We start from the raw sequence: 19,359 nt of genomic DNA, 5'->3' as shown, positions 1-19,359 counted from the left end.
AGCGGCACCATCCCACCCAGCTCAGGCCGGTATCGGCCTCGAGCCGGTGACCCGTGCGGCGCCAGCCCACCCAGCTCAGGCCGGTATCGGCCTCGAACCGGTGACCCGTGCGGCGCCAGCCCACCCAGCTCAGGGCCGGTATCGGCCTCGAGCCGGTGACCCGTGCGGCGCCAGCCCACCCAGCTCAGGGCCGGTATCGGCCTCGAACCGGTGACCCGTGCGGCGCCAGCCGCCCGGGTCGGACCGTGCGGCGCTAGCCGCCCGGTCATGCTAGGCCTCGCGGTCCACCCTCAATGCGAAAGATCCGCATGTGCCGGACATCGACACACGCGGATCATTTCACGTTTGCGCTATCGCGAACCAGACTCGCTTTTCCGAAGGGTCAGCCCCGGGTGTAGGAGCCCATCATCTGCACCTCGCCGGAGCCCTCCAGGACCTCGCCGACCTGCCAGGCCTCGACACCACGCCCGGTCAGGTACGCCATCGCGCGGTCCGCGTCGTCCGCGGACACGATCGCGAACATGCCGACGCCCATGTTGAAGGTGGCCTCCATCTCGGAGTCCTCGATGCGGCCCTTCGCCTGGATCAGGTCGAAGATCGGCTGCGGGCGCCAGGTGGACCGGTCCACCACGGCGTCCACGTGGTCGGGCAGGATGCGCACCAGGTTGCCCGGGATGCCGCCGCCGGTGACGTGCGAGAACGCCCGGACGTCGGTCTCCTCGATCAGGCCCAGGCAGTCCTTGGCGTAGATCTTGGTGGGGGTGAGCAGCTCCTCGCCCAGGGTGCGCTGGGTGCCGAAGTCGTCGACCACGGTGTCCAGCCGCATCCGGCCGGCGCCGAGCAGCACGTGACGCACCAGCGAGTAGCCGTTGGAGTGCAGGCCGGACGAGCGCATCGCGATCACCGCGTCGCCCACCTCGACCCGCTCACGGCCGAGGATCTCGCTCTCCTCGACGACGCCGACGCCGGTCGCGGACACGTCGTACTCGTCCGGGCGCAGCACGCCGGGGTGCTCCGCGGTCTCGCCGCCGAGCAGGGCACAACCCGCGTAGCGGCAGCCGTCGGCGATGCCGGCGCCGATCTCGGCCACCTTGTCCGGCACGACCTCGCCGCAGGCGATGTAGTCGAGCAGGAAGAGCGGCTCGGCGCCACACGCGACCAGGTCGTCCACGACCATGGCGACCAGGTCGATGCCGATCGTGTCGTGGATGTCGAGCTGCTGCGCGATCACCAGCTTGGTGCCGACGCCGTCGGTGGACGAGGCCAGGATCGGGCTCTTGTACTTCTGGGTGTTCAGCCGGAACAGGCCGGAGAAGCCGCCCAGGTCACCGATCACCTCGGGCCGGGTGGTCTTCTTGACCTTCGACTTGAGCAGCTCGACGGCCCGGTCACCCGCATCAATCGAGACACCCGCGTCCGCGTACGTCGCCGAGCGCTTACGAGTGCCGCGGCCGCCACCGGCTGTCCACAGCTGGCGGTCCGCGCGCTGGGCTTGCTCACTCTCAGCGCCGTTCGATCCGGCACTGTTGCGCTCGGACACGTGCGTCACGGTTCTCCCCTTAGCGGTTCTGTGAATCTGAAAGTCACGGGTGGTGCAGCGCGCCGGCCCCACCGGGGCTGGCGACCAACGGGGTCGACGCTGACCGCTCGTCGTCGGCGTATTCACGCGCCTCGTAGTCGGACTCGAGCTCGGAGACCGCCGCGTCGGTCGCCTCTTTCGAGGCGCCCGGCATGCTGGCACGCCGGCCGACGCCCTCCAGCACGTGTTTCCCGATGAGGTCCCCGGTCGGGAGCTCGATCGGGTACTCACCATCGAAGCAGGCCATGCAGAGGCGCGTCTTCGGCTGCTCGGTCGCCTGGACCAAGCCGTCCAGCGAAACATAACCCAGGCTGTCGGCACCGATCGAGCGGCGGATGCCGTCGATCTCCAGGCCGTTGGCGATCAGCTCGGCGCGGGTGGCGAAGTCGATGCCGTAGAAACACGGCCACTTCACCGGCGGCGAGGAGATCCGGACGTGCACCTCGAGGGCACCGGCCTCCCGCAGCATCCGGATCTGCGCCCGCTGGGTGTTGCCCCGCACGATCGAATCGTCGATCACCACGATCCGCTTGCCGCGCACGACCTCGCGCAACGGGTTCAGCTTCAGCCGGATGCCGAGCTGGCGGATGGTCTGCGACGGCTGGATGAAGGTCCGGCCGACGTAGGCGTTCTTCATGAAGCCCGCGCTGTACGGGATCCCGGAGGCCTCGGCGTAGCCGATCGCGGCCGGGATGCCCGACTCCGGCACACCGATCACCAGGTCGGCCTCGACCGGGTGCTCCTTGGCCAGCTTGCGGCCGACCTCGACGCGGGCCGAGTAGATGTTGCGGCCGGCGATCGTGGTGTCCGGACGGGCGAGATACACGTACTCGAACAGGCAGCCCTTGGGCTCGGGCGCGGCGAACCGCGACGACCGCAGGCCGTGCTCGTCGATCGCGATGATCTCGCCCGGCTCCACCTCGCGGACGAAGCTGGCGCCGGTGATGTCGAGGGCGGCGGTCTCGCTGGCGACCACCCAGCCGCGCTCCATCCGGCCCAGGACCAGCGGGCGAACACCCTGCGGGTCGCGAGCCGCGTACAACGTGTTCTCGTCCATGAAGACGAAGCTGAAGGCGCCGCGCAGAGTCGGCAGCAGCTCGAGGGCCGCGGCCTCGACCGAAAGGTCGGGGCGGCTCGCCAGCAGCGTGGTGACCAGCGCCGTGTCGGATGTGGCGTCGCCCACCTCGAGGCCGCGCTCGGCGACCTCCTTGGCGAGCTCCGCGGTGTTGACCAGGTTGCCGTTGTGGGCCAGCGCGATCGTGGTGCCGGCCGGGGTGGCCCGGATCGTCGGCTGCGCGTTCTCCCAGTTCGACCCGCCGGTGGTCGAGTAGCGGGCGTGGCCGATCGCGAGGTGGCCGCGCAGGCTCGCCAGGGTCGGCTCGTCGAAGACCTGGGAGACCAGGCCGATGTCCTTGTAGACGACGACTCCGGAACCGTCGCTCACCGCGATGCCGGCAGCCTCCTGGCCACGGTGCTGGAGAGCGTAAAGCCCGAAGTACGTGAGTTTGGCAACTTCTTCCTCGGGGGCCCAGACGCCGAAGACGCCGCAGGCATCCTGGGGGCCGCGCTCCTGGGGGTCGAGATCGTCGGTCAACCGGCCGTCGCCTCGGGGCACCTGCTCGCTCCCTCGCGTTGTTAAATCTGCGCAGTGGATCTGCATAAACGGCTCGAAGCGCTGATCTGCTCGAACTCGCGGGTCCGCTCCGATCGCCCAGTGTACGCGAGCCCGGGGGCACCGGCCCCGGGCTCATCAGCCGGTGAGCGGCAGGTACTCGGAGAGATCGGTCCGGATGCCGCTCGCCCGCAGGCGCCCGTCGCGGACCGCGTCGTTCCAGTCCAGGCGCCCGGAGGCCACGAGCAGCCAGGTCACCGGGTCCGTTTCGACCACATTGGGCGGTGTGCCGCGCGTATGCCGCGGTCCGGCAACGCACTGAATAGCACCGAAAGGTGGAATCCGTACCTCCACCGATCGGCCAGGCGCTCGTCGGGACAACTCGGTCAGCAGGGCTCGGACGGCGTCACGGAGCACCGGACGGTCAGGGTCGACACCCCGATCCAGCGCGTCCAACGCCTCGGACACCGACTCGGATTTATTGTGCGCAGGGGACACGTCGGGACGATACGACCCGGTCTGCCGACAACGGCACACCGCCCTGGGTCGCGCGAGAGACGTGTGGCAGGGCATAGTTGCCGACGGTGTACAAGTCGCGGGATCTCATCGGGCGCCGAAACCGGTGACCGCGACCGGAAGGCGGTGGACGTGACGACGCACCTACGAGGCCGGACGACTCAGGCCGGTGCGTTCCTGGCGCTGGTCGTCGGCCTGGTGGCCGGCGTGCAGACGGCTGCTCTGGCGGACCCACCCTCCGTGCAGATCCAGTCACTGTCGTCGACCGAGGTCGATGCTGGAAGTACTGTAACCATGCAGTACACCGTTAGTAACCCCGGGCCTGGAGATGGCGAGGAAGAGCCGGGCGGCGGTAACAACGGCAACAACAACTCGGCGACCATCAAGGTCAGCGGCATGAGCTGCCGGGGCGACTGCAGCCCAGTACGGCAGATCCAGCAGTCCGAGTCGTTCACTGCGACGCTGACCGCGCCGAACGTCAACCCCGGCGAGCAGCAGTCGATCACCGTCACCGTCACCGCCACGATCAACGGCGAGACCGGCCAGGCCAGTCAGACCGTCGTCGTCCGCGGGCCGGAGGCGCCGCAGACCGTGCGGCAGGTTTCCGGCACGGTGCGCGACAACGACGGCAAGAAGCTCTCCGGTGTCTCGGTCGCCATGCAGGACAGCGCCGGGCACCAGTACGACACGACCACCAACGGCGACGGCGGCTTCTCGTTCACGTCGTCGGACAGTAACCCCATCGCGCCCGGCCGGATCACCGTCGGCGCGATCAAGGACGGCTACCAGGCCAAGAAGATCGACGTGCAGGGCAACGCGGGCCGCTCGGTGAGCACGAAGATCACGCTGAAGAAGCTCGCCACCGAGACGCCCTCGGCGTCGCCGTCGGTCAGCGCCTCGGCCACGGTCGAGCCGACCGAGGAGCCCGCCGAGGACGACGCCACCGAGGAGGACGCCGCGTCCGCCCCGCCGCCCAACACCGGCCAGCAGACCACCTCCGGCGAGTCCGGTGGCAGCAACTGGCTGCTGATCATCATGGGTGCGCTGCTGGTGGCGGCCGGTATCGGCGCCTTCATCCTGGTCTGGCTGCGCCGCAAGAACAGCGGCGGCGAGGACAGCTCGCTGGACGGGCCGACGCCCGGCTTCGGCGGTCCGGGTGGCGTGCCGGCGACCGGTAACCAGTTCGACGCGACGCGGGTCGCTGCTCCGGTCGGGGCCGGCCCGGGCGGCGACGCCACGATGGTCGCCCCGGCGGGCGGCATGCCCGGCGACATCAGCAACGCCCCGACCATGGTTCACCGCCCGGTCGTCGAGGACGAGTTCCCCGACCCGTACGGCGCTCCGGTCCCGCCCGCGGGCGGCTTCGCCGGCAACCAGTGGGGCGGCGAGCAGGGCGGCGGCTACGGCGGCGACCAGCCGTACGGGCAGCAGACCAACGGGTACGGCGGTCCGCAGGGCGGCTACGGCAACGAGGGCGCCCCGCCGCAGCGCTACGACGAGCACACCAGCCTGTACCAGCCGGAGCAGTCGCAGCAGCCGCAGCAGCCGCAGCGCTACGACGAGCACACCAGCCTCTACCAGCCCGAGCCGGGCGGTTACGGCGACCAGGGCGGCTACGGCGGCGGCCAGCCGTACGGGCAGCAGGGTGGCTACGACGACCAGGGCGGCTGGGGCGGCGGCCAGGGCGGCGGTTACGGCCCCCAGCAGGGCGGCGGCTACGACCAGCAGCAGTACGGCTATGACCAGCAGCAGCAGGGCGGCTACGGCGACCAGGGCGGTTACGGCGGCGGCCAGCAGCAGTACGGCCAGCAGCAGGGCGGCGGCTACGGGCAGCAGGGCGGTTACGACCAGCAGCAGCCCGGCGGGCCGTATGACGACGACGGCTACGACCAGCAGCGACCGCAGCAGCAGGGCGGTTACTACGGCGGTCCGCAGCAGCCGGGTCAGCGGCCCAACCGCGACTGGATGGACGACTGACCTGAAGCAGTGAAAAGAGAGGCCCCGCTGATGCGGGGCCTCTCTTTTTGGCGGGGTGCCGGAAACACGGAAGCCGGCCGGTGCGACACCGGCCGGCTTCTCGCTGCTGGCTGTGGATCAGGCGTTGCCGGGCGCCGAACCGATCGGCCCACCCGGAGCCTGCGGGTCGGTGATCTCCAGCGTCACCGAGCGCACCACGGCCGGCTCGGCCTCGGCGTCGGCGTGCCGGCTCACCAGTTCCGCGGTCCCGCCGAACAGGTCGCGCAGCGTCGCCGAGAAGGCCGCCCGCAGCTCGTCCAGCGGGATGCTGAACTGACCCTGCACCTCGAGCGCCGTCTCCTCGGAGGTGACGCCGATCGGGGTGCACGGCACGCCGTGCTCGGCCGCGAGAGCGGTGAACGCCTTCTCGTGCCCGCGCGGCACCGCCACCACGGCACGGCCCGCGGACTCGCTGAACAGGTGGACGAACGCCGAGGTGCCGTCCTCCGGCAGGGTCACCTTCGCGCCGACGTTGTTGCGCAGGCAGCTCTCCACCAGCACCTGCGACAGGCCACCGTCGGAGAGGTCGTGCGCGGCGCTGACCAGGCCGGCCTTCGAGGCCCGGCCCATCACGGCGGCCAGGGCCTGCTCGGCGGCCAGGTCCACCTTCGGCGGGCGGCCACCCAGGTGACCGTGGGTCACCCAGGCCCACTCCGAGCCGGAGAGTTCCGTACGGGTCTCACCGAGCAGGAAGAGCAGGTCGCCGCCGGCCTTGGCGGGCGCCGGGAAGCCCATCGGGATGCGCCGGGTGACGTCGTCGAAGATGCCCATCACACCGACCACCGGGGTGGGGTGGATCGCGGCGGCGCCGGTCTGGTTGTAGAAGCTGACGTTGCCGCCGGTCACCGGGGTGCCCAGCTGCTGGCAGCCGTCGGCCAGACCGTTCACCGCCTGGGCGAACTGCCACATCACGGCCGGGTCCTCGGGGGAACCGAAGTTCAGGCAGTCGGTCACGGCGATCGGCTCGGCACCGGTGACGGCGACGTTCCGGTACGCCTCGGCGAGCGCGAGCTTGGCCCCCTCGTACGGGTCGAGGCGGGCGAACCGGCCGTTGCCGTCCACCGACAGCGCCACGCCGAGACCGGTCTCCTCGTCGATGCGCAGCACACCGGAGTCCTCCGGCTGGGCCAGCACGGTGTTGCCGAGGACGTACCGGTCGTACTGCTCGGTGACCCAGGTCTTGTCGCACAGGTTCGGCGAGGCGATCATCCGCAGCACGGTCTCGCGCAGCTCGTCACCGTTCGCCGGGCGCGGCAGCGTCTCGGCCCGGTCGGCCTGGAGCAGGATCAGGTCGGACGGCTCCCGCAGCGGGCGCTCGTAGACCGGACCGTCGTCGGCGAGCGAGCCGGGCGGCACGTCCACCACGACGTGGTCGTTCCAGGTGATCAGCAGGCGGCCCGGGGTGCCGTCCGCGTTGGCCGCGGTGACCTCACCGATCGCGGTGGCCCAGACGCCCCACTTCTCGGCGACGGCCAGCACCTTGTCCAGGTTTTCCGGCGTCACGATGAGGAGCATCCGCTCCTGCGACTCGCTGGCCAGGATCTCGGTCGGTGACATCGAGGCCTCGCGCAGCGGCACCCGCTCCAGCCAGACCCGCATGCCGGTGCCGGCCGCCGCGGCGGTCTCGGTGAGCGCGCAGGTCAGGCCGGCGCCGCCGAGGTCCTGGATGCCGCTGACCAGGCCGGCGTCGTAGAGCTCGAGGCAGCTCTCGATCAGCAGCTTCTCCATGAACGGGTCGCCGACCTGCACCGACGGGCGGCGCTGCTCGGCCTCCTCGTCGAAGGTCGCCGACGCCAGCACGGAGACACCGCCGATGCCGTCCCGCCCGGTCCGCGCGCCGAGGAGCACGACGACGTTGCCGACGCCGGTCGCTTCCTTCTTCTGCAGCCGCTCGACCGGCAGGACGCCGATGCTGAGCGCGTTGACCAGCGGGTTGCCCTGGTAGCAGGGGTCGAAGACGATCTCGCCACCGATGTTCGGCAGGCCGAGGCAGTTGCCGTAGCCACCGATGCCGGCGACGACACCGGGCAGCACCCGGGCGGTGTCGGGGTGGTCGGCCGCGCCGAAGCGCAGCGGGTCCATCACCGCGACCGGGCGGGCGCCCATCGCGAGGATGTCGCGCACGATGCCACCGACGCCGGTCGCCGCACCCTGGTAGGGCTCGACGTAGCTGGGGTGGTTGTGCGACTCAACCTTGAAGGTGACCGCGAGCTTGTCGGAGATCTGCACCACACCGGCGTTCTCGCCGATGCCGGCCAGCATCCGGGTGTTCTTCGGGACCTTCTTGACGAACTCCCGCAGGTGCACCTTGCTCGACTTGTAGGAGCAGTGCTCGCTCCACATGATCGAGTACATCGCCAGCTCGGACGCGGTCGGCCGGCGGCCCAGGATCTCGCGGATCCGTGCGTACTCGTCGTCCTTGAGACCGAGGTCGGCGTGCGGCTGCAGCTCGTCCGGCGTGGCCGCCGCGCGCTGCACCGTGTCCGGCCCGTCCTCGAACTCATTGACCAGCACGTCGGTGGCGGCGAAGCCGCTCGGCTTGTTGGTCGGTCCGGTGGCCGCCGCCGGCGGCTGGTTCGGCACGCCGCGCGAGGTCTCCGCCCCGCTGGTGGCCGTCTCCGGCTGCGTGGTCATCGCTGTCCCCCTGCGAGCTGACCGTCCGCGGACGCCCCGGCCAGGGCCTGCAGGACGGAGGTGAAGAAGCCGAGGCCGTCGAGCGACGGGCCGGTCAGCGCCTCCACGGCGTGTTCCGGGTGCGGCATGATGCCGACGACGTTGCCGGCCTCGTTGGTGATCCCGGCGATGTCGCGCTGCGAGCCGTTCGGGTTGCCGCGGATGTAGCGCGCGATCACCCGGCCCTCGCCCTCGAGCTGATCCAGCGTCCGCTGGTCGGCGACGAAGCAGCCCTCGCCGTTCTTCACCGGGATCAGGATCTCCTGGCCCGCGGTGAACCGGTTGGTCCAGGCGGTGTTGGTCGCCTCGACCCGCAGCCACTGGTCACGGTTACGGAAGTGCAGGTGCTGGTTCCGGGTCAGCGCGCCGGGCAGCAGATGCGCCTCGCAGAGGACCTGGAAACCGTTGCAGATACCGAGCACGGGCAGACCGCCACGTGCGGCATCGATGATCGACTCCATCACCGGCGCGAACCGGGCGATGGCGCCGCACCGCAGATAGTCGCCGTACGAGAAACCGCCGGGCAGCACCACGGCGTCGACACCGTGCAGATCCGGGTCGCCGTGCCAGAGGCGCACGGCCTCGGCACCAGCGATCCGGGCAGCGCGGGCCGCATCCCCGTCATCGAGCGAACCAGGGAAGGTGACCACACCGATCCGCATGGTCAGGCGACCTCCGCCGCGGCGTCCTCGACGATCCGGACGTCGAAGTCCTCGATCACGGGGTTGGCGAGCAGCTTGTCGGCGATCTCGCGAGCCCGATCAAGGTCGGGTTCACCGGCGAAATCGATCTCGATCCGGCGACCGATGCGGACAGAGGAGACATCGGTGACGCCGAGCCGGGGCAGCGCATTCGCCACCGCTTGACCCTGCGGGTCCAGGATCTCCGGCTTGAGCATGACGTCGACCACGACGCGAGCCACGGGCACTCCTGACTGATAGGTGTAAGCACGCGAAGCCTACCTGGTGAACCCTGTCGGCAAGCCAAGGGCCGGTGTCAGCAGGCTGACGGAACGGTCATTGAGCTGGGAATCTCGCCGTGATCTCGCACACCAGTGCGTTTCGGACATCCGGCATCGGCCGGGGGTCATCACACCGTGATATGTGTCGATTGGATTGTGGGCACCGAGCCGGCCATGGCCTACGTTGCATCCATCGAATTCGATTCACCCCCGCGGGCGCACCTCGTCGACCCATCCCCAGAAAGGAATATCGACGTGCGCATTCGACTGCTGGCCGCACTGGCGGGTCTCGCCGCCGGTCTCGTCGCGCCGTCGGCCGCCCAGGCTGACGACGTCACCCCCTACATCATCGGCGGGAGCACGGTCTCCTCCGCGCCATGGGCCGCCGCCGTGCTGAGCAACGGGAGCTTCACCTGCTCCGGCTCGCTCATCTCGGCCAACTACGTGCTGACCGCACGGCACTGCATCAGCGGCACCATGTCGGTACGGATCGGCAGTGTGAACCGGACCTCCGGCGGGGTGACCCGTACCGTCTCGTCCACCTCGAGCCGCTACGACCTCGCGCTGATGCGGCTGAGCAGCCCGGTCAGCACCAGCTACATGCCGCTGTCCAGCGCGTACCCGCCGGTCGGCTCGACGAACTCGATCTACGGCTGGGGCATGACCTGCTACTCCGGCTGCTCGGCGTCGACCGTGCTGAAGACGGCGAGCGTCCGGGTCACCTCGACCAGCGCCACCGACGCCTACGGCGGCCGGGCGATCGCCAGCACCCGGATCAACGGCAACGCCTGGCGGGGCGACTCCGGCGGCCCGCAGGTCTACAACGGCGCCCAGGTGGGCGTGGCCTCGACCGCCGACGGGTCGAGCCGCCAGTACTACGGCAGCGTGGCTTACAACCGGGCCTGGATCACGTCAGTCGCCGGCGTCTGATCCTGACCGCACCGCGCCCGCCCGTTCGTCAGAACGGGCGGGCGCATCGCTGCTAGAGGATGGGCGCGGGCGCGTAACCCGCGGCCTCGGGGTGCCGGGCGACGATCGCGGCGATCCGGTCGGCCACCGCCTGCACCTGGGCCGGTGCGGCGCCGACGAAGGCGGCCCGGTCGGCCACCAGGGTGTCGATCTCGGCGCGGGACAGCTGCAGCCGCTCGTCCGCCGCCAGCCGGTCGAAGAGGTCGTTGACGGCCGCGCCCTTCTCTCGCATGGCGAGCGCGACGGCGACCGCGTGCTCCTTGATCACCTCGTGCGCCACCTCCCGGCCGACGCCCTTGCGCACCGCCGCGACCAGCACCTTCGTCGTGGCCAGGAAGGGCAGGAAGCGGTCCAGCTCGCGGGCGATCACCGCGGGGTACGCCCCGAACTCGTCGAGCACGGTGAGGAAGGTCTGGAACAGCCCGTCGGTGGCGAAGAACGCGTCCGGCAGGGCGACACGGCGCACCACCGAGCACGAGACGTCACCCTCGTTCCACTGGTCGCCGGCCAGCTCACCGACCATCGACAGGTAACCCCGGACGATCACCGCGAGCCCGTTGACCCGCTCCGACGACCGGGTGTTCATCTTGTGCGGCATCGCCGACGAGCCGACCTGGCCGGGCTTGAAGCCCTCGGTGACCAGCTCCTGGCCGACCATCAGCCGGATCGTGGTGGCCAGCGACGACGGCCCGGCGACGATCTGCGCCAGCGCGGAGACCACGTCGAAGTCGAGCGAGCGCGGGTAGACCTGGCCGACGCTGCTCAGCACCCGGGCGAAGCCGAGGTGCTCGGCCACCTTCGCCTCCAGCTGGGCGAGCTTGTCGAAGGAGGCGTCCAGCAGGTCGAGCTGGTCGGCGGCGGTGCCGACCGGGCCCTTGATGCCGCGCAGCGGGTAACGGCCGATCAGGTCGTCGAGCCGCTCGTAGGCGATCAGCAGCTCCTCGGCGGCCGAGGCGAACCGCTTGCCGAGCGTGGTGGCCTGCGCCGCGACGTTGTGCGACCGGCCGGTCATCACCAGGTCGGAGTGCTCCACGGCAAGCGCGGCCAGCCGCGCCAGGGTGGCCACCACCCGGCCGCGGATCAGCTCGAGCGAGGCGCGGATCTGCAGCTGCTCGACGTTTTCCGTCAGGTCACGGGAGGTCATGCCCTTGTGGATCTGCTCGAAGCCGGCGAGCTCGCTGAACTCCTCGATGCGCGCCTTCACGTCGTGCCGGGTGATCCGCTCCCGGGCCGCGATGGAGTCCAGGTCGACCCGGTCCAGCACCGCCTCGTAGGCCTCGACGACACCCTCGGGCACGGCCACGCCGAGGTCGCGCTGGGCCTTCAGGACGGCGAGCCACAGCCGCCGCTCCATCCGGATCTTCTCCTCCGGGGACCAGAGTGCGACGAGGTCGGTGGAGGCATAGCGGGCTGCAAGCACGTTCGGGATGGTCACGGCAGCGATTCTCCCACGGTCGCGGCGACGGCCCGGACGGCCCGCGACTCACGGCTCCATCGCGAAGAGCGCCACCGTGGTGCTGGTCCGCACGGTGCCGGGGCTGCCCGGTGGCTGCGCCGCCGCGTGCAGATCGCGCAGCGCCGCGGCGATCCGGTCGCGGATCTCGTGCCAGGTTTCCGGGTCGATCCAGAGCTCGGCCTCGTCCCGCACACCGGCACCCCGGCGGGTGACCGCGGCGGCTGCCTCATGGCGATAGCGTTTCGCCGTGCCGCCGCGAATCTTCTCCTCACCGGCCACCGCGATGTGCCCGGCGGAGAGAAGATTGCGCAGGTGATAACTGGCGTTCGCGTGGGTGATGCCGAGCTCGCGCGCGACCTCGGCCGCGGTCAGCGAGGACGCCGTGAGCAGGGACATGATCCGCAAGCGCACCGGGTGGGCGAGCGCACGCAGCTCGGCCGTGGCACCGGGCGAGGCTTCTCCCAACGACATGTTGGGGAGTCTATGAAGGCGGCGAGCCGACCGTCCAACAATTGTTGGAGAGTGGCACACTGCACGAAGACGCGGCATCCTCGCTAACGTTACTGACGAGTAGGTTCGACGCTCATCCCGAAAGGTCAACTGATGACTGAATTCAACCCCGAGTCGCTCTCGTCGATCGGCCCGAAGGAGTTCGCTCAGCTCGTCAAGTCCACTCCGGACTCGAAGATCGCCGAAGTGATGGCCTCGGACGCCCGGACGAAGATCCTCGACGAGGTGTTCAACCGGATGCCCACGCTGTTCCGCGCCGACAAGGCCGGCAACACCTCGGCGGTCATCCACTGGATCATCACCGGCGGCGCCGGCGGAGCCAGCGACACCTACGAGACCGTGATCGAGAACGGCGCCTGCACCGTCACCAACCAGCCGGCCCGCGAGCCGAAGCTGGCCATGACCATGGACGCGGTCACGTTCCTCAAGACGGTCGCCGGCGACGGCAACCCGATGATGCTGTTCATGACCGGCAAGATCAAGGCGAAGGGTGACCTCTCCCTGGCCGCCAGCATCGCCAAGCTCTTCGACATCCCCAAGGGCTGATCCTGTGGTGAGGTCCGGGCGCCGGCCCGGACCTCACAGCAAACCCCGGTCCCGGGCGTAGATCGCCGCCTGCGTACGGTCCCGCAGCCCCAGGCGCTCCAGGATCCGCGAGACGTGGTTCTTCACGGTGCCCTCGCTCAGATGCAGCCGGGTCGCGATCTCCCGGTTCGTGGCGCCCACCGCGACCAGCCGCAGCACCGCCTGCTCCCGCTCGGTCAGGTCGATCCGCGCGGGCCGCTGCGGCGCCGCCCGGTCCAGAGCCGTCACCAGCCGCCGCAGCGCCGCGCTGTCGTGCTGGTCGACCCCCGCCCGGGCCAGCCGGACCGCCTGGACGAGTTCCCGCGGCGGCAGATCCTTGAGCAGATAACCGCCGGTGCCGGCACGTAACGCCCGGACGACGTACTCCTCGTCGTCGAAGGTGGTCAGCATCAGGACGCGGCAGGTGGGCAGCCGGTCCCGCAGCAGCTCGGCCGCGCGCAGCCCGTCCAGCACCGGCATCCGGACGTCCATCAGCACGACGTCGGGGTTCGTCTCGCACGCCAGCGCGACCGCCGCCCGGCCGTCCGCGGCGGTGCCGACCACCTCGATGCCGGGCTCAATGCTCAGCAGCGACGCGATCCCCTCCCGGATCAGCGCCTGGTCGTCCGCCACGAGCACGCGGATCAGCTCCGGCGTCACCGGACCACCGCGATCACCCGGGTGCCCCGGCCGGGTGACGACTCCACCCGCACGCTGCCGCCCAGCGCGGCCAACCGCTCCCGCATGCCACGCAGCCCGCTGCCGGTCGCCGCGTCGGCGGTGAATCCCTTGCCGTCGTCCTCGACCTTCAGCTCCGCGGCACCGCCCGCGCAGCGCAGCATCACCGAGACCCGCTCCGCGTCGGCATGACGGCGGGCGTTGGTCAACGCCTCCTGCGCGACCCGGTAGAGCGCCTCCAGACCGGTCCGGTCGTGTGCCGACTCGTCGCCGCTGATCTCCAGCGTGATCCGGAAGCCGGCGTCGTCCAAACCGTCGGCCAGCGACTGGAGAGCTGCTGCCAGCAGGAAAGGCTCGGCCCGCAGCGCGCCCACCGACTCGCGCACCTCACGCAGTGCCCGCCCCGCGGCTTTGTGCGCGTCGGTGACGGCCCGGTCCGCGACGGCCGGATCCCGCTCCCGGAACGCCGCCGCCTTCGCCAGCTGCACGCTGATCGCGGTCAGATGGTGGCCGAGGCTGTCGTGGATGTCCCGGGCCAGCCGGTTGCGCTCGTCGGCCGCGCTCAGCTCGGCCACCCGGCGCTGCGCCAGCCGCAGATCGCTCACCAGCCGCTCGGCACGCAGCCGGCTGCGCTGCTGCTCGGCGGCGACGGCCGCCGCCGAGACGGCGAGCACCAGGCCGATGAAGAACATCAGCAGGTCGGAGACGATCTCCGGCTGGTCCCACCAGCCCGGCACCGCGCTCGCCCGGACCGCGGCGGCGGCCAGATAGGCCACCGCCAGGCCGAGACCGGCCAGGCGGCCCAGCGAGAAAAACGCGAAGAACGGCACCAGGACGTAGAGCACGCGCGCGAAGCCGCCCGGGTCGGCAGCGTTCACCGCTTCCAGCAACAGCATGCGTACGGCGAGCAGCACGATCGCCCGCATCCGGGACTGCGGCCCCCGCCCGTCGGCCTGCTCCACCCCGAGCAGCAGCACCAGAGCCACCACGAACACGGCAACGCTCGCCCGGGACGCCTCCGGGGCCAGCCCGGCGAGAACGAAGTAGAGACCGGTGAGCAGCACCGCGCCGTAGATCAGCGAGGCCACCCACCGCAGCGGCGGCGTATCCACAGCCATGCCAGTCAGGCTAGGAGACCGGGGTACGGATTCCTACGGCCGCCATCAAGGTCTGGCCGAAGGTCATGTGCCGAACGGCATGCCCCGCGTCCGGGTCTGGCCGGGCGGCACTGTCGGCGCGCAGGCGGCGCCCGGCACGGTGGCGGCATCCGCTACCGAAGGAGTCCAACATGTCCGATCGGACGCTCTACCGCCTCGCCGGTTACGCCGGTGTCCTCGGCGGCGCGATCCTCCTGGTGTCCGTCGCCCGCCGAGCCGGGGTGATCCCGGAGAACGGCTTCACCCACGCCCTGGCGCCCTCGGCCAGCGCTCTGCTGCTGCTCACCCTTACCGCGCTCTACCTGCGCGAACGGCAGGCCGCGGGCCGGCTCGGACTGGCCGGGTTCGTGCTGCACCACCTCGGGCTGAGCGGGCTGTTCGCGATCGAGTTCCTCACCCACGCGGTGCTGCAGTACCAGGACGCGGCGACCCGGGAACAGGTGCTGACCGGGCCGGGCCGCCCGTACTTCCTGGTGGTGGCGATGATCTTCCTGGTCGGGGTGCTGCTCTTCGGCATCGCCTCGTGGCGGGCCGGCGTGCTGCCCCGGATCGCACTCGCCCTTTACGTGCCGGGTCTCTGCCTCGCGGCGTTGCGCACCTCGGTCCCCGAGGCGGCCTACCTGGGCGGGCTGGCTGTCGGGGCGGCCGGCGTCATGTGGCTGTCGACGGCACTGTTCCAGGAGGCGGAAGGCGCCGGGACCGAGTCGTCTCGGCGCGCTTCCCGCGTACCCCTCAGATCTTGATCTTTCCTTCGACCGCGCGCAGCGCGATGTCGGTGCGGTACTGCGCGCCGTCCAGGCGCACGCCCTCGACGAGGGCGTAGGCGGCCTCGCGGGCCGCCGGCAGATCGGCGCCGCACGCCGTCACGCTGAGCACCCGGCCGCCGGCCGAGACCAGGGCACCGTCCGCGTTGCGGGCGGTGCCCGCGTGGATGACACCGGGCGCCTCGGCGCCCTCGATCACATCACCGGTACGCGGCACACCCGGGTAGTTGTGGCTCGCCACCACCACCGTGATCGCCGAACCGTCCCTCCACCGCAGCGGCTCGTGCGACGCCAGCGTGCCGGTGGCGGCCGCGTTCAGCAGACCACCCAGCGGCGTCTCCAGCAGCGCCAGCACCACCTGGGTCTCCGGGTCGCCGAAGCGCGCGTTGAACTCGATCACCTTCGGACCGTCCGGGGTGAGCGCGAGTCCGACGTAGAGCAGGCCGGCGAACGGGGTCCCGCGGCGGCGCATCTCGGCCAGGGTCGGCTCGACGGTCTCCCGCAGAACACGTTCCACCAGGTCGGCGGGCGCCCAGTCGAGCGGGGCGTAGGCGCCCATGCCGCCGGTGTTCGGACCCTCGTCGCCGTCCTTGAGACGCTTGAAGTCCTGCGCCGGCATCAGCGGGGCGGCCGCGGTGCCGTCGGTGACCACGAACAGCGAGACCTCGGGACCGGACAGGTACTCCTCGATGACGACCTTGCCGCACGCCTCGGCGTGGATCAGGGCCTCGTCGAGGTCGTCGGTCACCACCACGCCCTTGCCGGCGGCCAGGCCGTCGTTCTTCACCACGTAGGGCGCGCCCAGCTCGTCGAGCGCGGCCCGGACCGCGGCCATGTCGGTGCAGGCGAAGGAGCGGGCGGTCGGCACCCTGGCGGCCGTCATGACCTCCTTGGCGAACGCCTTGGAACCCTCGAGCTGGGCGGCGGCCGCGCTCGGGCCGAAGCAGGCGATGCCCTTGGCCCGCACCGCGTCGGCGACCCCGGCGACCAGGGGCGCCTCCGGGCCGATCACCACCAGGTCGGCGCTCAGCTCCACGGCGAGCGCCGCGACCGCGGCGGGATCGGTGGCCTTGACCTCGTGCAGCTCGGCGACCTGGGCGATTCCCGGGTTGCCCGGCGCGGCGGCGAGGAAGGTGACGGACGGGTCGGCGGCAAGCCCGACGGCAAGCGCGTGCTCGCGCCCACCGGAGCCGATCAGAAGTACGCGCACGACGGCCCATCCTACCTGCGCGACCGTCGCGTAAACTTCGGCAGTACCCGGACTCCTCCAGGTACGACCCGTTCGGGAAAGGCATTACCGAAGTGCCGGTGATCGTGTTGGTCGGCGCCCAGTGGGGCGACGAGGGCAAGGGCAAGGCGACGGACCTGCTGGGTGACCGGCTGGATTACGTGGTCAAGTTCAACGGTGGCAACAACGCAGGCCACACTGTCGTCATCGACGGCGAGAAATACGCACTCCACCTCCTGCCGAGTGGCATCCTCTCCCCGAACGTCGTACCGGTGATCGGCAACGGCGTCGTCGTGGACCTCAACGTGCTGTTCCAGGAGATCGACGGACTGGAAGCGCGCGGCATCGACACGTCCCGGCTGCGGATCAGCGCCAACGCGCACGTCATCGCGTCCTACAACCGCTCGATGGACAAGGTCAGCGAGCGGTTCCTCGGCGCCCGGCGGATCGGCACCACCGGCCGGGGCATCGGCCCCACCTACGCCGACAAGATGAACCGGGTCGGCATCCGGGTGCAGGACCTCTTCGACGAGTCGATCCTGCGGCAGAAGGTGACCGCGGCGCTGGCCTTCAAGAACCAGGTGCTGTCGAAGATCTACAACCGCAGCGCGGTGAAGGCCGAGGACGTCGTCCAGGAGCTGCTCTCCTACGTCGACCGGCTCCGGCCGTATGTGGCGGACACCGCCCTCGAGCTCTCCCAGGCGATCGACAACGGCAAGGTCGTGCTCTGCGAGGCCGGTCAGGCCACCCTGCTCGACGTCGACCACGGCACCTACCCGTTCGTGACCAGCTCGAACGCGACGTCCGGCGGCGCCTGCACCGGCTCCGGCATCCCGCCGACCCGGATCGACCGGGTGGTGGCCGTGCTCAAGGCCTTCACTTCCCGCGTCGGCGAGGGCCCGTTCCCCACCGAGCTGCACGACAAGTTCGGCGACTACCTGCGCGAGGTCGGCCACGAGTACGGCACGACCACCGGCCGCCCGCGCCGGATCGGCTGGCTCGACCTGGTCATCGGCCGCTACGCGCAGCGGATCAACGGGGTCACCGACTTCGCACTGACCAAACTGGACAACTACGACGGGCTGGACGAGATCCCGGTCTGCGTGGCATATGACGTGAACGGCGTCCGGCACGACGAGATGCCGGTCAACCAGACCGATTTCCACCACGCCAAGCCGATCTACGAGACGCTGCCTGGCTGGAAGGAAGACATCTCCGGCTGCCGCAGCTTCGAGGACCTGCCGAAGGACGCGCAGCGGTTCGTCGAGTTCGTCGAGCAGCGCATCGGTGCGCGCATCTCGATCGTGGGTGTCGGGCCGGGCCGTGAGGCGGTCATCGAGCGGCACTCGGTCCTCGGGGCATAAACAGTGCCTCCCCGCGGCGGAAAACCGATGCCAACCCGAACGGCAACCGACGTCGTGCTCCTCAGCCTCGCCGAGGGGTCCGGGTCCGGCGACGCCTGCGGATCCGGGTGCGGTGGGTGCGGGTCGGCTGCCACGGCGACCTGCGCACCCCGTACCCCGGTGTTGGCCTGTGCTGACGCCCTGCGTGCCGCCGGCGCGCGCGTCGAGACCGTGATGGCCGGGTCGGACAAGGAGATCGACGAGGTCCTGGCCCGGCTCGACGGCCCGGCCAGGCCGGACGGCCTGACCTGGCCCGACCCGGACAGCAAGGTCCGGCTGGTGGTGGCGAGCGCCACCGACGGTCAGCTGCGCGCGGTCATGCGGCGGCTGGTCCGGCGGTACGCTCCGCCGCCCAGCAAGCGCCCGGCCGACCTGCCGGCCGCTCGCACCGTGCCCGACCTGCCACCGATCGCGATCCTGCCGCTCGACGCGGGCAACAGGGACGATCTCGCCGCACAGCTCGGCCTGCCCCGCACCCCGGCCGAGGTCGCCGCGGCCGTGCTCGCCGGCGGTGTCCGGCGGCTCGATCTGCTGCGTAACGACGGCGGTTCGGTCACCTTGGACGGTGCGCTGCTCGGCGGCACCGGCGACGACGGTCGCGCGGTGCCGTGGCGCGGCCGGGTGGAGGTCGACGACGCCGTGCTCACCGACGGCGAGGAGCCGGTCCTGGCCTGCGCGGTCGGCAACGGCGGTGGCTACGCCGAGTTCGACGGCCTGCGGCTGCTCAGCGAGGGCGACCCCACCGACGGGCGGGTCGAGGTCGCGGTGGCGGTCCCGGTCGTGGTGAAGAAACGGTTCCGGGCTGACCGGACGGGGATCCAGGTGCGCCGGGCCCGGGGGCGGGCCGTCTCGGTGCTGCCCCGCGACGGGGACCTGCAGTTCCTCGACGACGGGGTGGCGGGGTCGACGAGCCGCAAGCGGTCGTGGTGGACCGAGGCGGGGGCTTGGGCGGTGTACTCGGGCTGACGACATCGCGGGTTTGCCTGGGTTTTCCGCTGCGGGGCAATTCTGTGTCACCCTGAGCGGACATTCGGCCAGATGTCGCCTAACGGGAGGTCGTCTTCGTGGAGGACGAGCACGCCGACCGCACGACGGCCCGGGACGTGGAACCGTTCTGGGCCGAGGATCCGACCAAGCCGACCGGCGTGGTCCAGGTGGAGCCGGGAGTGTTCCGGCCATCCGGGCCGCAAGCGCCGGCCCAGCGGACGCCGCCACCCGGCCCGCAGGCGCCGGCCCAGCGGACGCCGCCACCCGGCCCGCAGGCGCCGGCCCA

The 19,359-nt window shown here is 70.9% G+C and carries 17 protein-coding genes and 1 pseudogene; 7 read left to right on the top strand and 11 right to left on the bottom strand.

Going from position 1 to position 19,359, the window contains the following annotated elements:
• Nucleotides 1-382: 382 nt before the first annotated feature.
• The 3 genes from purM to AB0F81_RS26740 all read right to left on the bottom strand — a co-directional run bounded on the left by purM (nt 383) and on the right by AB0F81_RS26740 (nt 3,689).
• Entirely contained in the window at nt 383-1,549 is a 1,167-nt protein-coding gene (gene purM / locus AB0F81_RS26750) for a phosphoribosylformylglycinamidine cyclo-ligase (RefSeq protein WP_360201505.1), read from the bottom strand.
• Between the two features lie 34 nt (nt 1,550-1,583).
• Entirely contained in the window at nt 1,584-3,194 is a 1,611-nt protein-coding gene (purF, locus tag AB0F81_RS26745; RefSeq protein WP_360201503.1) for an amidophosphoribosyltransferase, read from the bottom strand.
• Nucleotides 3,195-3,329: 135 nt separating this feature from the next.
• Nucleotides 3,330-3,689, bottom strand: coding sequence for a sterol carrier family protein (locus AB0F81_RS26740; protein ID WP_360201501.1), 360 nt, complete (start codon nt 3,687-3,689; stop codon nt 3,330-3,332).
• A gap of 150 nt (nt 3,690-3,839) precedes the next feature.
• On the opposite strand from AB0F81_RS26740, the gene AB0F81_RS26735 reads away from it, so the two are divergent.
• Nucleotides 3,840-5,684, top strand: a complete 1,845-nt coding sequence (locus AB0F81_RS26735; protein ID WP_360201499.1) for a carboxypeptidase-like regulatory domain-containing protein — start codon at nt 3,840-3,842, stop codon at nt 5,682-5,684.
• A gap of 117 nt (nt 5,685-5,801) precedes the next feature.
• Here the strand turns inward: AB0F81_RS26735 and purL are convergent, their stop codons facing one another.
• From purL to purS, 3 genes are read right to left on the bottom strand one after another with little or no spacing between them, the layout of a single operon-like run.
• Nucleotides 5,802-8,357 carry a phosphoribosylformylglycinamidine synthase subunit PurL gene (gene purL / locus AB0F81_RS26730; RefSeq protein ID WP_360201497.1) on the bottom strand — a complete coding sequence of 852 codons (2,556 nt, stop codon included), beginning with the start codon at nt 8,355-8,357 and terminating at the stop codon, nt 5,802-5,804.
• A complete protein-coding gene (gene purQ / locus AB0F81_RS26725) occupies nt 8,354-9,064 on the bottom strand; it encodes a phosphoribosylformylglycinamidine synthase subunit PurQ (RefSeq protein WP_360201557.1) in 711 nt (236 codons plus the stop codon). Before purQ ends, purL begins: the two co-directional genes overlap by 4 nt.
• Nucleotides 9,061-9,318 (bottom strand): phosphoribosylformylglycinamidine synthase subunit PurS, encoded by a 258-nt coding sequence (purS, locus tag AB0F81_RS26720; RefSeq protein ID WP_360201496.1) that lies wholly within the window; start codon nt 9,316-9,318, stop codon nt 9,061-9,063. Before purS ends, purQ begins: the two co-directional genes overlap by 4 nt.
• A 294-nt stretch (nt 9,319-9,612) precedes the next feature.
• Between purS and AB0F81_RS26715 the strand changes: the two genes are divergently transcribed.
• A complete protein-coding gene (locus AB0F81_RS26715; protein ID WP_360201494.1) occupies nt 9,613-10,287 on the top strand; it encodes a trypsin-like serine protease in 675 nt (224 codons plus the stop codon).
• Nucleotides 10,288-10,339: 52 nt separating this feature from the next.
• On the opposite strand, the gene purB is transcribed toward AB0F81_RS26715, so the two are convergent.
• Both purB and AB0F81_RS26705 read right to left on the bottom strand, forming a co-directional pair.
• A complete protein-coding gene (purB, locus tag AB0F81_RS26710) occupies nt 10,340-11,761 on the bottom strand; it encodes an adenylosuccinate lyase (protein WP_360201492.1) in 1,422 nt (473 codons plus the stop codon).
• 48 nt (nt 11,762-11,809) lie between these two features.
• Nucleotides 11,810-12,253: a helix-turn-helix domain-containing protein gene (locus tag AB0F81_RS26705; protein ID WP_360201491.1), complete on the bottom strand. Its 444-nt coding sequence runs from the start codon at nt 12,251-12,253 to the stop codon at nt 11,810-11,812.
• Nucleotides 12,254-12,385: 132 nt separating this feature from the next.
• On the opposite strand from AB0F81_RS26705, the gene AB0F81_RS26700 reads away from it, so the two are divergent.
• Nucleotides 12,386-12,838 (top strand): SCP2 sterol-binding domain-containing protein, encoded by a 453-nt coding sequence (locus tag AB0F81_RS26700; RefSeq protein ID WP_360201490.1) that lies wholly within the window; start codon nt 12,386-12,388, stop codon nt 12,836-12,838.
• A gap of 33 nt (nt 12,839-12,871) precedes the next feature.
• Here AB0F81_RS26700 and AB0F81_RS26695 read toward each other — a convergent pair whose 3' ends face one another.
• Both AB0F81_RS26695 and AB0F81_RS26690 read right to left on the bottom strand, forming a co-directional pair.
• Nucleotides 12,872-13,516, bottom strand: a complete 645-nt coding sequence (locus AB0F81_RS26695; RefSeq protein ID WP_360201488.1) for a response regulator transcription factor — start codon at nt 13,514-13,516, stop codon at nt 12,872-12,874.
• Entirely contained in the window at nt 13,513-14,652 is a 1,140-nt protein-coding gene (locus tag AB0F81_RS26690) for a sensor histidine kinase (RefSeq protein ID WP_360201487.1), read from the bottom strand. The genes AB0F81_RS26695 and AB0F81_RS26690 overlap by 4 nt, the downstream gene beginning before the upstream one ends.
• 170 nt (nt 14,653-14,822) lie before the next feature.
• On the opposite strand from AB0F81_RS26690, the gene AB0F81_RS26685 reads away from it, so the two are divergent.
• The gene (locus AB0F81_RS26685) at nt 14,823-15,434 is read left to right on the top strand and encodes a hypothetical protein (protein ID WP_360201486.1); all 612 of its coding nucleotides are present in this window, start codon (nt 14,823-14,825) and stop codon (nt 15,432-15,434) included.
• On the opposite strand, the gene purD is transcribed toward AB0F81_RS26685, so the two are convergent.
• A complete protein-coding gene (purD, locus tag AB0F81_RS26680; RefSeq protein WP_360201485.1) occupies nt 15,424-16,665 on the bottom strand; it encodes a phosphoribosylamine--glycine ligase in 1,242 nt (413 codons plus the stop codon). The two genes, AB0F81_RS26685 and purD, sit on opposite strands and share 11 nt — an antisense overlap.
• A gap of 92 nt (nt 16,666-16,757) precedes the next feature.
• On the opposite strand from purD, the gene AB0F81_RS26675 reads away from it, so the two are divergent.
• The 3 genes and pseudogenes from AB0F81_RS26675 to AB0F81_RS26665 form a co-directional block, all read left to right on the top strand.
• Nucleotides 16,758-18,047, top strand: a complete 1,290-nt coding sequence (locus AB0F81_RS26675; protein ID WP_360201484.1) for an adenylosuccinate synthase — start codon at nt 16,758-16,760, stop codon at nt 18,045-18,047.
• Nucleotides 18,048-18,074: 27 nt separating this feature from the next.
• Entirely contained in the window at nt 18,075-19,052 is a 978-nt protein-coding gene (locus AB0F81_RS26670) for a diacylglycerol kinase family protein (RefSeq protein ID WP_360201483.1), read from the top strand.
• Between the two features lie 98 nt (nt 19,053-19,150).
• A pseudogene (locus AB0F81_RS26665) lies at nt 19,151-19,359 on the top strand (hypothetical protein); the annotation flags it as partial.

This window comes from Actinoplanes sp. NPDC024001, assembly GCF_040638955.1.
Lineage (GTDB): Bacteria > Actinomycetota > Actinomycetes > Mycobacteriales > Micromonosporaceae > Actinoplanes.
The sequence above is the reverse complement of the archived record's forward strand: the minus strand, read 5'-3'. Positions and strand labels throughout refer to the sequence as shown.

What these genes read in the sequence shown, in the direction of transcription:
- AB0F81_RS26690 (WP_360201487.1), bottom strand. Translation starts at nt 14,652, where the DNA reads ATGGCTGTGGATACGCCGCCGCTGCGGTGGGTGGCCTCGCTGATCTAC.
- AB0F81_RS26700 (WP_360201490.1), top strand. Translation starts at nt 12,386, where the DNA reads ATGACTGAATTCAACCCCGAGTCGCTCTCGTCGATCGGCCCGAAGGAG.
- purL (WP_360201497.1), bottom strand. Translation starts at nt 8,357, where the DNA reads ATGACCACGCAGCCGGAGACGGCCACCAGCGGGGCGGAGACCTCGCGC.
- AB0F81_RS26705 (WP_360201491.1), bottom strand. Translation starts at nt 12,253, where the DNA reads ATGTCGTTGGGAGAAGCCTCGCCCGGTGCCACGGCCGAGCTGCGTGCG.
- AB0F81_RS26670 (WP_360201483.1), top strand. Translation starts at nt 18,075, where the DNA reads ATGCCAACCCGAACGGCAACCGACGTCGTGCTCCTCAGCCTCGCCGAG.
- AB0F81_RS26685 (WP_360201486.1), top strand. Translation starts at nt 14,823, where the DNA reads ATGTCCGATCGGACGCTCTACCGCCTCGCCGGTTACGCCGGTGTCCTC.